Genomic DNA, 12123 nt, shown 5'->3' on the forward strand with positions numbered 1-12123 from the left:
ATGAGCCTCTCCGATTACCGTAACGAATACGCTAAATTTTCTTTGGGGGAAGACGCTCTTCAAGCTGATCCTCGCCTTCAGTTTCATCTCTGGCTAAATGAAGCTATGAGCGAAGGTGCGCCCGAACCCACCGCCATGACACTTTCCACGGTTAACGAGCAAGGTCAGCCTACCTCGCGCATTGTGCTGCTAAAAGGTTACGAAAGCGATCATGGGCTGCAGTTCTACACCAACTATCAATCCCGTAAAGGACAAGAACTGGCGCAAAATCCCCGAGCTTGCCTACAGTTTTTTGGCCTACCATGCAACGCCAGGTGCGTTTCGAAGGCCAGGTGCAAAAGCTAAGCGCTGAACAATCTGACCTGTATTTTTCAAGCCGCCCCCTCGAATCCCGTATCAATGCCATTGCTTCCCCGCAAAGCGCTGTCATTGATCGTGCTGAACTGGAAGCTAACTCTATCAAGCTGCACCAACAGCTGGGCTCGAACCCGCCCCGCCCTGATTTTTGGGGTGGTTACATATTAAAGCCCGTCTATATCGAGTTCTGGCAAGGACGAACCTCCAGACTGCATGATCGTTTTGCCTTCGCTCAAAATGCACAAAATGGATGGGCCATATCGCGCTTAGCGCCCTGATGTGGTAGTGTGTTTGCCTCTATGCCTGATATTGCTTCTGTTCCCAGCTTTGATATTCCGTACTTTAGGTCTGCCCTAGGGCGATTTGCTACGGGCGTCACAATCATCACCACCGAAAGTTCGAACTCAGACCCCCAGCCTCTGGGCCTTACCGTCAGTTCTTTTAATTCGGTGTCATTAGAACCTCCGCTGATCTTATGGTCATTGGCGAAAAAAGCATCCTCGCTGCCTCACTATCGCGAGGCAGAGCGTTACGTCATACATGTGCTGGGCGCTAAGCAACTTGAAATGGCAAAGCGCTTCGCATGGGGCCCTCAAAGCCATCGCTTTGAGGGCAAGACTCTTAGCCGTGCCCCAAATGGCACGCTAATGATCGACGACCATCAATTTGCTGCCTGGTTTGAATGCACGAACATCACGCAACACGAAGCCGGCGATCACTTTATTTTTGTCGGCAAGGTCGAGCACTGCTTTCGAAATTTCGAGCAGCCCTTGATCTATCACGCTGGTGACTTCGAGCTCACTCCCGTGAATCAGCCCTGGGACGCTGCAAAGGCATAGAGCCCTTCCCATTGCATTCCTTAAGCACTCAATAAAAATGACTGACTACATTTTGACCCTTTCCTGTCCTGATCGAACCGGGATCGTGCATGCAGTAACCGAATGGCTACTGGAGCAGAAAGGGAATATTGTCGAAGCGCAACAGTTTGGCGATGCCGAAACAGAGCGTTTTTTCCTTCGCGTTCACTTTACTATCCCCAACGGAAGCGACGTTAAAACCCTGAACCAGCACTTTGAACCGGTTGCCACTAAATTCAATATGGATGCCCACATTTACGACGCAGATCGTAAGGCCCGCATTCTTATCCTGGTTAGCCGTCAGGGCCATTGTCTAAATGATTTGCTATTTCGCACCCACAGCGGTCAACTGCCCGTGGAAATCGCTGGTGTCATTTCGAACCATACTGATCACGCCGCTTTGTCCGCCTCGTATAACGTACCTTTTCACCATTTGCCTGTTACGCCAGAGAGCAAAGCAGAACAAGAAAAAGAAATTCTTCAGTTCGTCGACAATTTAAATATTGATCTGGTCGTTCTCGCCCGTTATATGCAAATTCTGTCTCCAGAGCTTTGCCGTGCTTTATCGGGTCGGGCTATCAATATCCATCATAGTTTTTTACCCAGTTTCAAAGGCGCGCGCCCTTATCATCAGGCCCATGCCCGAGGCGTAAAAATCATTGGCGCGACGGCACACTATGTAACGGAAGACCTGGATGAAGGCCCCATCATCGAGCAGGACATCGAGCATGTCAGCCATTCAATGAGCCCCTCCGGCTTACCCAGGTGGGTAGCGATGTAGAGTCGCTAGTGTTGTCGCGGGCCGTCGCGGCTCATGTGCAACATCGTATTCTGCTGAACGGCCAGCGCACCGTCGTTTTCCGCTAAAAAAATGGCCCTGATATCTATCAGGGCCAAGAACAACGAGCTTTCTTTTAATGGGCCTTCTAGTAGCCCATTACAGCGCCTTCCCTGCGTGGATCAGCGCCCCCTACCCACTGCCCTTGCCGATTACGTTCTATCCCCTGTATGCCACTGGGAAAGGACACGAACTTCACTTCATGTCCTATAGCTCGCAAAGCATCAGCCTGGCGCTCCAGACCCTGATCCTGCTCTAGCTCCGTTGCCTGATTGCGGCTGCCGTAATTAGGCAGATTAATGGCTTGCTGAATATCCAGATCCCATTCCATTACCCCCATCAAAGCCTTTGCAACATACAAGATGATGGCACTCCCTCCTGGCGAACCCACAGCAATCACCGGCTTTTCATTTTGAAAAACCATCATGGGAGCCATCGAGCTACGTGGTCGCTTATTGGCGGCCACCTGATTGCGAATCGGTTTGCCCTCCGGAGATTCGCTCGTGAACGAAAAATCAGTCAGCTGATTGTTAAGCAGAAACCCCTCGGTAAAAATCTTGCTACCAAACACAGATTCTATCGAAGTGGTCATCGACACTACGCCGCCATACTCATCGGCTGCTACCAGATGAGTCGTAGAAGGGATTTCCAGAGCGGGTTCGACATAACTGCGCGTCAAGACTTGTATCGGCTGCCCGGGCTGGGCCTTGCCCATACTCTGCTGGGGCTGAATCAGGCTGGCACGCTGTTTAATGTAGTCGGAGTCCAATAACCAGGCTGGAGATACGGTCATTGCCGACGGGTCCGCCACATAGGCATCCCGATCCGCAAAAGCAAGGCGTCCGGCTTCGGCGAAATAATGTATGGCCGCCGCCGATGTGGGTTCATACTCAGCAATCGGAGTGTGCTCCAGCAGACTCAAAATTTGCATCACTGCCAATGAGCCCGAACTGGGTGGCCCCATTCCGCACATTACATAAGCCCGAAAGTCGGTGCAAAGCGAGTCGCGCACGACGGCTTTATAAGCCTGTAGGTCAGACAGTGACAACTGGCCCGGAAGCTGATGTCCCTGCACGGCTGAAACCATGGCTGATGCAACATCGCCTTCGTAGAAAGCCGCGGGCCCCTCTGCTGCAATTTTTTGATATACCCGTGCCAGTTGAGGATTACGCAAACGATGCCCTATTGGCCAGGCTTGCTGATGGGCATCATAAAAATACTGTAGGGCTGCCTCTTGTTTTGGCAGCTCTGTATCCATGCTTAATAGTTCGTGCAAACGGGGGACACCTCAAAGCCCTCTGTAGCTAGGCTAATAGCAGGCTCAAAGAGCTCTGACCACGTCAGTTTTCCCTGGCGGCGATGTGCTTCAGCCATTGCCGCCACCAAACCGGGCACGCCTACTGATCGACCACTGTTTACCGCATCGCTAAAAGCCATGGGCTGCTTCGCATCGTTTATGAATAGCGAAGCATCTACACGTGCTGGTGCAGCCTCACGGCCATCAATCGCGTCCAGACCTTGTTCAGGATTAAAAGCCAAAATAAAGCCCCCACCCCCGATACCAGACGACTGAGGCTCAACTAAACCCAGCACCAACTGCATGGCTATGGATGCATCAACCGCATTGCCTCCCTTGGCCAGAATCTCGTAACCAGCCTGGGTAGCTAATGGGTTGGCACTGGCGACCATCGCTTTTTCGGCAACCACTTTATCGCGTTGCTCATAACCGGTGGCGGCTTCAGGATTAACATGCTGATGATCCACACTCGGCGCGAGCGGCGTGCAGCCTGCTACCAGCGTCACCAGACCACATAGCACTGCGGCTCTAAACATTATTTTTTCCATTTGAGCATTTCCTTATCATTGTTCGTCACTGGAAGTCATTAACCACTGCTCAAAAGCGATTAAGGCTTCAGAGCTTTGATTCTCGCGGGGATAACTAAAAAAATAAGCCTCTTTTCCTTTCAACACACCCTCGTGTGCCTGAACCAGGCTTCCGTTGTGCAGATCATCAGCCACCAGAAAGCGTGGCACCAATGCCACACCCAAACCTGCGTGCACCGCTACCAAAGTCAGTGAAAACAATTCATAACGTGGTCCTGCGGCCACCTTGGGCGAGTAACCGTCATTCTGTTCGTAATACCACATGCGCCACGCATCGGGTCTGGACATCATATGCAAATGAGTCATTTTCCTGATGTTATTGTTATTGGCGGCAAGAAGCTCTGGCGTACACACTGCCAGCAGCTCTGTTTCGTCAAACAGCTTAAACCCTTGTGTTCCCGACCAAAGTTGCGTGCCATGATAAATAGCGGCATCAAAAGGATGGTCAGAAAATTGAAAAGGTGTTGTGCGTACCGATAAATTAACCGTGATATCTGGTCGTACACGATTGAACTCTATAAGCCTTGGCATTAGCCAAACAGTAGCCAAGGTGGGCAATACCGCAATATGCAGACTTCTACCCATTGCGGAGCGTGACATTAAACTTAGCGTATCTTTTTCCAGCTGCTCTAGATGATGACGGACACGAGCGGCGTACTCCTGCCCAGCATCCGTCAAGGTAATGCGACGCCTCACGCGTGTAAATAGCTGCACCCCCAGACCCTCCTCCAGGCTGGATACCTGACGATGAATCGCACTGTGGGTCAGTGCGAGTTCTTCAGCAGCCCGCGAAAAGGCGCCTAACCGGGCAGTGGCTTCGAAAGCTTGTAATGCACCCAAACTGGGTATGCCGTGTCTCATGGTTTTCCCGCTACAAAATAAAGAGAAAGTGGCGCTAGGATATATGGCTACGTCTTTACTATCTCAAAGCGCCTATCGTGCATTTATTACACGACGGTGTGCAATTTTATCAATTGATCTGTGCATCAAACGCACATTAACCTGAGCCTATGACCCATTCTACTGACAGCACTATGTCCAATCTTCGTTTAGGCGGCCATTTACTGGTCGATCAGTTGCTGGCACAAGGCGTAAGACATGTGTTCTGTGTTCCAGGCGAAAGCTATCTGGCCGTTCTCGACGGGCTTCATGACGCCGACATAGAAATTACTGTCTGTCGTCAGGAAGGCGGAGCCGCCATGATGGCCGACGCCTACGGCAAGCTTACGGGACAGCCAGGAATTTGTATGGTTACCCGTGGCCCCGGTGCGGCCAACGCCATGGCGGGCATTCACATCGCTCACCAAGACTCTACACCGCTGATTCTCTTTGTGGGCCAAATAGATCAACGCATGCGTGAGCGTGATGCTTTCCAGGAAATGGATTATCGCGCGGTCTTTGGCAGTCAGTGCAAATGGGCAACCGAAATTGACCATGTCGAGCGTATCCCGGAAATCGTCGCCAGGGCCTTTCACGTGGCTACCAGCGGCAGACCGGGCCCCGTGGTGATTGCCCTGCCCGAAGATATGCTCATTGATACCACCGAACAGCCTGCTGTGACCCCTGTAGAGCGCGTACCCGGCGCCATGAGCTCCGCTCAGCAGCAGGCCCTGAGCAGCCTGTTGGCACCGGCGGAGAAACCCATAGCCATCGTAGGGGGCAGTTCATGGGATGCCGACAGTTGCCTGGCTTTCCAGCAATTTGCTGAAGCGAACCACATTCCGGTTGCTGTACAGTTCAGACGCCAATCCTTATTTTCTGCCCTTCACCCCAACTACATCGGTGATGTAGGCTTAGGCATCAACCCCGCCCTGCTAACGGCGATCCAGGAGTCAGATCTGGTGCTACTGATCGGCGGCCGCATGTCAGAGGTGCCCAGCCAAAGCTACTCATTGTTTGACATTCCCAAGCCCAGACAAAAAATGGTGCATGTGCATCCAGACTCCCAAGAACTGAATCGTGTTTACCAAAGTCATTTGGGGATTACGCTAAGTTCGACAGACTTTGTGAACAGTTTACCCAAGGCAAGCAGCCCTGCCGGGCGCAGCGCCGAACGAGTCAACCAGCTAAACGCCAGCTATCTGCGCTGGAGCTCACCCGACGACATACGTAGCCCTGGTCAATTCCAGATGTCAGAGCTTATGCAATATTTACAAACCGCTCTTGCTGAGGACACCATCATGTGCAATGGTGCCGGCAACTATGCTACCTGGCTGCATCGTTTTCATCGTTTCAGCCAATATGGCACTCAGCTGGCGCCGACCTCAGGCTCAATGGGTTATGGCTTGCCTGCAGCAGTAGCTGCAAAACGCATAAAGCCCGACACTCCCGTGGTGTGCTTCGCGGGCGACGGCTGTTTTATGATGCACGGTCAAGAGTTTGCGACTGCTGTGCAGTATCAGCTGCCGATTATCGTACTCATCATCGATAATGGCATGTATGGCACCATTCGCATGCACCAAGAACGTGAATACCCGGGGCGGGTTTCTGCCACCCAGCTACGTAACCCTAATTTCGCAGAGTATGCCGTGGCTTTTGGTGGCTACGGCGAACGGGTCGAAAACAGCACTGACTTCGCCGCCGCTTTTGAGCGTGCGCTAGCCAGTAGCAAACCCGCCATCCTGCACTGCATTCTCGATCCGCAAGCCATCACGCCATCGATGAGCCTCGACCAAATACGCGATGCTGCACTTGCGCAGAGCAACAAATAGCCGTAACGAATTTCAGGAGATAAGCATGTCAAAAGCCCCTTCATTTAACTGGGAAGATCCACTTTTGCTAAGCAGTCAGCTTAGTGAAGAAGAACGCATGGTGCGCGATGCTGCCCATGCCTATGCGCAAGAAAAGCTTGCCCCTCGGGTTCTGGACGCATTCAGGAACGAACACACTGATGCCAGCATTTTCTCCGAGATGGGAAGCCTGGGCCTATTAGGGCCAACCATCCCCGAAGAATATGGCGGCTCGGGCTTGAACTATGTCAGCTACGGCCTGATCGCTCGCGAAGTCGAGCACGTTGACTCTGGCTATCGCTCTATGATGAGCGTGCAATCCTCATTGGTAATGGTGCCCATATACGAATTTGGCAGCGAAGAGCAAAAGCAAAAGTATCTTCCCAAGCTCGCCAGCGGCGAATGGATAGGCTGCTTTGGCCTGACTGAGCCTAATCACGGCTCCGACCCTGGCAACATGGAAGCCCGGGCCACTAAAACCAGCAATGGCTACACCTTGAAAGGCAACAAAACCTGGATCACCAACTCACCTATTGCCGATGTATTTGTTGTATGGGCAAAAGTTGTAGGCGGCGAAGACGACGGAAAAATCCGCGGCTTCATCCTGGAAAAAGACATGAAGGGCTTAAGTGCTCCGGTCATTCACGGTAAGGTCGGCTTAAAAGCCTCTATTACTGGCGAAATTGTCATGGACGATGTAGAGATTGCGGCAGAGCAAATGCTGCCGAATGTCTCAGGCTTGCGAGGCCCCTTCACCTGCCTGAACTCAGCGCGCTATGGAATCGCCTGGGGTGCATTAGGCGCAGCCGAATTCTGCTGGCACATGGCACGTCAGTACACTTTAGACCGCCATCAGTTCGGTCGCCCCCTGGCTGCAACACAGCTGGTTCAGAAAAAGCTGGCCGACATGCAGACTGAGATAACCCTTGGATTGCAAGGCTGCCTGCGCCTGGGACGCATGAAGGACGAAGGCACCGCAGCGGTAGAAATCACTTCCATCATGAAACGGAACTCCTGCGGAAAGGCCCTGGATGTCGCTCGCCTGGCCAGAGACATGTTAGGGGGCAACGGAATTTCAGATGAGTTCGGTGTGGCGCGACATCTGGTCAATCTTGAAGTCGTGAATACCTATGAAGGCACACACGATGTACACGCCTTGATTCTTGGCCGTGCACAGACAGGCCTGCAAGCTTTCTACTAAAAGCTTCTGCCACTTGGAAAACAAGCCCTCGACAGCCGGACCCAGCTTGCTTAGCTGTATGGGCCGGGCCTGCCGAGGGCTATTTTTATAGGGCAAAAAGACTGGTCGCCTCAAGCTCAAGCACCTGACTCTGGTTTTGATTAAATACGCGCCAGGTCCAGCGCACAATACCGAGCTCAGGCCGGGATTCGGAGACGCGTACCGTATCGACGGTGGCTTCAAGACGTAGACTATCACCCGCCCTGACAGGAGCCAGCCAGCGAAGCTTTTCAACCCCGGGCGAACCAAAGGACTCTGAATCATAGAGTGCTGCGTCGCAGGCCATTCGCATGGTTATTGCACACGTTAGCCAGCCACTTGCGATTAAGCCATTCCAGTGACTCGACTTTGCAGCTTGCTCATCCACATGAAAATACTGCGGATCGTAGCGTTTAGCGAACTCAAGCATCTCATCGTGATCTATTTGCACAGGGCCTGCCTTAATCACTTTACCCGGCACAAATTCGGCGAATTTCATAGATAATCTCCACAACCTTTCTTTATTACAGTGTACGCTACTTGCACATCGTAAATTGCCAGGCGTTACACTGTGATTAACCGAACAAACGTTCTATTTTTCTACTCTACATGCTTAAACCGACTGTCTCACAATTTACCCAAATCTCCGATAACGAACACACTTTCACTATCGAATACAGCTGGGTAGGGAACGCATCAAGCGAGGCCCCCTGCTGATCTTCCTGCATGAGGGTCTGGGCTCGGTCAGCCATTGGGGAGCATGGCCAGAGATGCTGGCAAAACACCTGGGATGCAGAGGGCTAATCTATTCGCGCGTAGGTTACGGTAAAAGCACCCCCGTCCCGCAAACGAGCCCTTAGCCATTGATTATCTGCATATCGAAGCCCGGACACGCCTGCCGGCATTCTTGCGAGCACTCAGCCTAGAGCACGAAAAACCTCTGCTTTTTGGTCATAGTGACGGCGCTACTATCGCCCTGCTATTTGCTGCAATGGAAAATAGCCCCGTTCGTGCAGCCATAGCTGTGGCTCCGCACATCAACGTAGAAGACATTACACAACAAAGTGTCGCAGCCAGCGCTGACTGGTACGAAAACCGCGGCCTTAAACAGCGTCTGGAACGCTATCATGATGACGTGGACTCCACCTTCTGGAGATGGTGCAATGCATGGAAGAGTGACGCGTTCAAGGGCTGGAACATTGAAGCCTTGTTGCCAGCTATAAAGTGCCCGTTGCTGGTAGTCCAGGGTGACGAGGACGAATATGCTTCATTAGAGCAAATCTATGGCATAAAGCGAGCCGTGCCCCACGCCCAACTTATAGTCATGCCAAGGGTAAGGCATTCGCCTCATATTGAACGTCCAGAACAACTACTTGAACACTGCCATGCTTTTTTAAGCAGCCTGGAAAAAGAACGGCAGCAATAAGCTCTAGTTAAAAGCAGCGGCGGCGCGCCGAATACGATCAGTGACCGCCGACCATTGCGAAGCCTCGGGTGGATGCTCTATATATAGAGCCTCAAAGGATTGATTATCGACCTTGCGCAGCAAGCTATACAGATCATGCGCAAATCGTACAGGATCGTCACTGAGACTAATCCAGGTAAGCGAGGGATCCAGCCAGTCCGGAGCCTGGCCAAAACCCAGGACAGCTGCTTTTTGCTCTGTGCCATTGCGCGCCGTCAGTAGCAGTTGCTCACGGTCAAGCAAATGCAGGGGCGTGGTGGGCGCATAATGTGCCTTCAGTGAACCCGAAACACGGGGCACCTCAGACGACTGGCTGCCAGCCACCGCCAGGGAGCAATTTAATACGTTTTCAAGCTGTGCTACGCTGATGTGCCCTGGTCTAAGAACCGATATGGTCGAAGCGCCAGCAGCCCCGACTCGGGACAGATCCACAATGGTGGACTCAATACCCACCTCTGCTGCGCCCCCATCGAGCACCGTCAATGGGCTAGTACCCACGTCTTGAAATTCGGCACGTACATGTTGCGCCCGGGTTGGCGATATACGGCCAAACCGATTGGCTGACGGTGCTGCCACCCCTCCGTGATTACCCTTTAAACGTGAAAACTCGCTTAACAAGGCTTGGGCTACCGGATGTGAAGGACACCGTATACCTACGCTATCCTGGCCCCCTGCAACCTCAGCAGGAATATGAGCTGCTCTGGGCAAAATAAGAGTCAGAGGCCCAGGCCAAAAGCATTCAATCAGTCGCCAGGCCTCGGGCGGTATGGAGTGAGCCCAATAATATAAATCAGCCCCCGGAGCCACATGCACAATCACAGGGTGATTAGAGGGCCTGCCTTTAGCGGCATAAATTTTTTGGATGGCCGACACATTTTCTGCATCCGCACCCAATCCGTAGACCGTTTCAGTTGGAAACGCAACCAGTTCGCCCGCGAGCAGTTGACGGGCAGCAGCCTGGATCTCGGTGAAATCGGGGCTAGACGAGGTCGTGGAGTTCATATGAAATCCCTAGAACCGACGCCACCCTGGCTGTTTTGCTCTGCAAGCTTAGCGGGTCCGCATCAAGAATGTTGATGTGCCCCATCTTGCGCCCTGCACGGGCTTCGGTCTTGCCGTAGAGGTGCAGGCAGGCACCTGGCACGCGCAACACTTCCGCCCAGTCGGGTTCTTGATAATGGCCTTGCTCGTTAAACCAGATATCCCCCAATAGGTTCAGCATCACCGATGGTGTATGCGAGGCGGCATCGCCCAGCGGCAGACCAGCCATCACGCGTACTTGCTGCTGGAACTGGCTGCTGAAGCAGGCATCCATGGTGAAATGCCCGCTGTTGTGAGGCCTGGGTGCGATCTCGTTAGCCAGTAATGTATTGTCATCAAGTATAAAAAACTCAACGCAAAGCACCCCATGGTAGGAAAGCGCCTTGGCAATGCTCTCGGCAGCCTGAGCGGCCTTTTGATAGAGCTCCGACTGCTTGTTTACAGCAGCCGTCGATACCGCCAGAATACCGTCCCGATGTTCGTTATGGGAAGGCATATAGCTTTGAACATTGCCATCCAGACCGCGAGCCACAACAATTGAAATCTCGTCTTTCAACGGCTGTAACGCCTCGAGGACACAGGCAACACCCCTAAAGTCGGAGAAGGCATGGAGTGCCTCGTCGCGTGTCGCAACACGCGCCTGGCCCTTCCCGTCATAGCCAAGCCTGGCTACCTTCAAAATGCCTGGAAATAACGATTCAGGAACAGCGTATAGGTCATCTATGGTTAGAATAGGCGCGTAGGGAGCCACCGGAACCCCCGCCGAGCGTATGAAGGCTTTTTCCTGGACACGGTCCTGCACCACAGCCACGGCCTCGCCAGAGGGCGTTACGCGACGCTGAGCCCCCAGTCGAATAAGGCTTTGGGCCGGGACATTTTCGAATTCGGTGCTAATTGCCTGGCATTGAGCAGCCAGTTTGTCCAGAGCATTCTCGTTATCGTAAGCGGCGCAAATATGCAGATCGGCTACCGCCCCAGCCGGGCTTTGGGTATCGGGGTCAAGCACGGCTACCTTATAGCCCAGACCCTGAGCAGCATGACAAAACATGCGCCCTAATTGCCCTCCGCCAATCATGCCTAGCCATTCGCCGGGTAAAACCGGCGCGACATCCGAAGCCTTGCTCATAATATAAAAATAAATCTGAAGTTAAAATTAAGATTCAACAGGTGGGACGCTCATGCTGCGAGCTGTTTGAGTCTGGCGCTCGCGAAAGGCCACCAGTTTTTCTCGCAAGGCAGAATCGTACATGGCCAGGCCCGCAACCACATGCAATGCCGCGTTGGCAGCTCCGGCTTCGCCAATGGCGAAAGTGGCCACTGGCACACCCTTGGGCATCTGAACAATGGAGAGCAGCGAGTCTTCGCCGCGCAGGTAACGCGAGGGAACAGGTACACCGTACACAGGCACTTCTGTTAAAGCGGCCAGCATACCGGGTAAATGTGCCGCGCCACCGGCGCCGGCGATAATAGCGCGCATGCCTTCACGAGTGGCCTTTTTCCGTACTCGACCATATCCAGGGGCATACGGTGCGCCGATACCACCAAGGTTTCAAAACCCACGCCAAACTCGTCGAGTATAGCGGCTGCATGTTGCATAACGGGCCAGTCACTGGACGACCCCATCACCACACCCACCAGTAGTGGTGCCTCTTGACCTGCTGCTGCTTGGCTCATGAGTAAAACCTAATTAACTGTCGAAAAGAAGCATTTTAGCCGAAAGCAGGTACTCGGAT

Annotated in this window: 10 protein-coding genes and 3 pseudogenes; 6 read left to right on the forward strand and 7 right to left on the reverse strand. The window is 52.9% G+C overall.

Going from position 1 to position 12123, the window contains the following annotated elements; all coding sequences use genetic code 11:
* The 3 genes and pseudogenes from pdxH (at position 1) to purU (ending at position 2081) form a co-directional block, all read left to right on the forward strand.
* Positions 1 to 635 (forward strand): annotated as a pseudogene (pdxH, locus tag L1889_RS10760) (pyridoxamine 5'-phosphate oxidase).
* Between the two features lie 21 nt (positions 636 to 656).
* On the forward strand, positions 657 to 1196 hold the full coding sequence (locus tag L1889_RS10765; protein ID WP_238665120.1) for a flavin reductase family protein: 540 nt from the start codon (positions 657 to 659) through the stop codon (positions 1194 to 1196).
* Positions 1197 to 1227: 31 nt separating this feature from the next.
* Positions 1228 to 2081 (forward strand): annotated as a pseudogene (purU, locus tag L1889_RS10770) (formyltetrahydrofolate deformylase).
* A gap of 59 nt (positions 2082 to 2140) precedes the next feature.
* Here purU and L1889_RS10775 read toward each other — a convergent pair.
* From L1889_RS10775 to L1889_RS10780, 3 genes are read right to left on the reverse strand one after another with little or no spacing between them, the layout of a single operon-like run.
* A complete protein-coding gene (locus tag L1889_RS10775) occupies positions 2141 to 3310 on the reverse strand; it encodes a gamma-glutamyltransferase family protein (RefSeq protein WP_257793893.1) in 1170 nt (389 codons plus the stop codon).
* A 2-nt stretch (positions 3311 to 3312) separates the two neighbouring features.
* Positions 3313 to 3897: a gamma-glutamyltransferase gene (locus L1889_RS18440; RefSeq protein WP_257793894.1), complete on the reverse strand. Its 585-nt coding sequence runs from the start codon at positions 3895 to 3897 to the stop codon at positions 3313 to 3315.
* 15 nt (positions 3898 to 3912) lie between these two features.
* Complete coding sequence (locus tag L1889_RS10780; RefSeq protein WP_238665121.1) at positions 3913 to 4797, reverse strand: LysR substrate-binding domain-containing protein; 885 nt, start codon at positions 4795 to 4797, stop codon at positions 3913 to 3915.
* Positions 4798 to 4970: 173 nt separating this feature from the next.
* On the opposite strand from L1889_RS10780, the gene L1889_RS10785 reads away from it, so the two are divergent.
* A complete protein-coding gene (locus L1889_RS10785) occupies positions 4971 to 6647 on the forward strand; it encodes a thiamine pyrophosphate-binding protein (RefSeq protein WP_372871472.1) in 1677 nt (558 codons plus the stop codon).
* A 25-nt stretch (positions 6648 to 6672) separates the two neighbouring features.
* Complete coding sequence (locus tag L1889_RS10790; protein WP_238665123.1) at positions 6673 to 7866, forward strand: acyl-CoA dehydrogenase; 1194 nt, start codon at positions 6673 to 6675, stop codon at positions 7864 to 7866.
* Positions 7867 to 7951: 85 nt separating this feature from the next.
* On the opposite strand, the gene L1889_RS10795 is transcribed toward L1889_RS10790, so the two are convergent.
* The gene (locus tag L1889_RS10795; protein WP_238665124.1) at positions 7952 to 8383 is read right to left on the reverse strand and encodes a MaoC family dehydratase; all 432 of its coding nucleotides are present in this window, start codon (positions 8381 to 8383) and stop codon (positions 7952 to 7954) included.
* A 408-nt stretch (positions 8384 to 8791) separates the two neighbouring features.
* On the opposite strand from L1889_RS10795, the gene L1889_RS10800 reads away from it, so the two are divergent.
* Positions 8792 to 9310 carry an alpha/beta fold hydrolase gene (locus tag L1889_RS10800; protein WP_238665125.1) on the forward strand — a complete coding sequence of 173 codons (519 nt, stop codon included), beginning with the start codon at positions 8792 to 8794 and terminating at the stop codon, positions 9308 to 9310.
* Positions 9311 to 9313: 3 nt separating this feature from the next.
* Here L1889_RS10800 and L1889_RS10805 read toward each other — a convergent pair whose 3' ends face one another.
* The 3 genes and pseudogenes from L1889_RS10805 to purE form a co-directional block, all read right to left on the reverse strand.
* Positions 9314 to 10351, reverse strand: a complete 1038-nt coding sequence (locus L1889_RS10805; protein WP_238665126.1) for an L-threonylcarbamoyladenylate synthase — start codon at positions 10349 to 10351, stop codon at positions 9314 to 9316.
* Positions 10329 to 11516 carry a 5-(carboxyamino)imidazole ribonucleotide synthase gene (locus L1889_RS10810; protein WP_238665127.1) on the reverse strand — a complete coding sequence of 396 codons (1188 nt, stop codon included), beginning with the start codon at positions 11514 to 11516 and terminating at the stop codon, positions 10329 to 10331. Before L1889_RS10810 ends, L1889_RS10805 begins: the two co-directional genes overlap by 23 nt.
* A 27-nt stretch (positions 11517 to 11543) precedes the next feature.
* Positions 11544 to 12064, reverse strand: a pseudogene (gene purE, locus L1889_RS10815) (5-(carboxyamino)imidazole ribonucleotide mutase).
* Between the last annotated feature and the right edge of the window lie 59 nt (positions 12065 to 12123).

This window comes from Paenalcaligenes niemegkensis (assembly GCF_022230885.1).
Lineage (GTDB): Bacteria > Pseudomonadota > Gammaproteobacteria > Burkholderiales > Burkholderiaceae_B > Paenalcaligenes > Paenalcaligenes niemegkensis.

Coding starts and splice junctions, on each gene's coding strand:
- L1889_RS10780 (WP_238665121.1), bottom strand. CDS start 4,797: ATGAGACACGGCATACCCAGTTTGGGTGCATTACAAGCTTTCGAAGCC.
- L1889_RS10805 (WP_238665126.1), bottom strand. CDS start 10,351: ATGAACTCCACGACCTCGTCTAGCCCCGATTTCACCGAGATCCAGGCT.
- L1889_RS10810 (WP_238665127.1), bottom strand. CDS start 11,516: ATGAGCAAGGCTTCGGATGTCGCGCCGGTTTTACCCGGCGAATGGCTA.
- L1889_RS18440 (WP_257793894.1), bottom strand. CDS start 3,897: ATGGAAAAAATAATGTTTAGAGCCGCAGTGCTATGTGGTCTGGTGACG.
- L1889_RS10785 (WP_372871472.1), top strand. CDS start 4,971: ATGTCCAATCTTCGTTTAGGCGGCCATTTACTGGTCGATCAGTTGCTG.
- L1889_RS10775 (WP_257793893.1), bottom strand. CDS start 3,310: ATGGATACAGAGCTGCCAAAACAAGAGGCAGCCCTACAGTATTTTTAT.
- L1889_RS10795 (WP_238665124.1), bottom strand. CDS start 8,383: ATGAAATTCGCCGAATTTGTGCCGGGTAAAGTGATTAAGGCAGGCCCT.
- L1889_RS10765 (WP_238665120.1), top strand. CDS start 657: ATGCCTGATATTGCTTCTGTTCCCAGCTTTGATATTCCGTACTTTAGG.
- L1889_RS10790 (WP_238665123.1), top strand. CDS start 6,673: ATGTCAAAAGCCCCTTCATTTAACTGGGAAGATCCACTTTTGCTAAGC.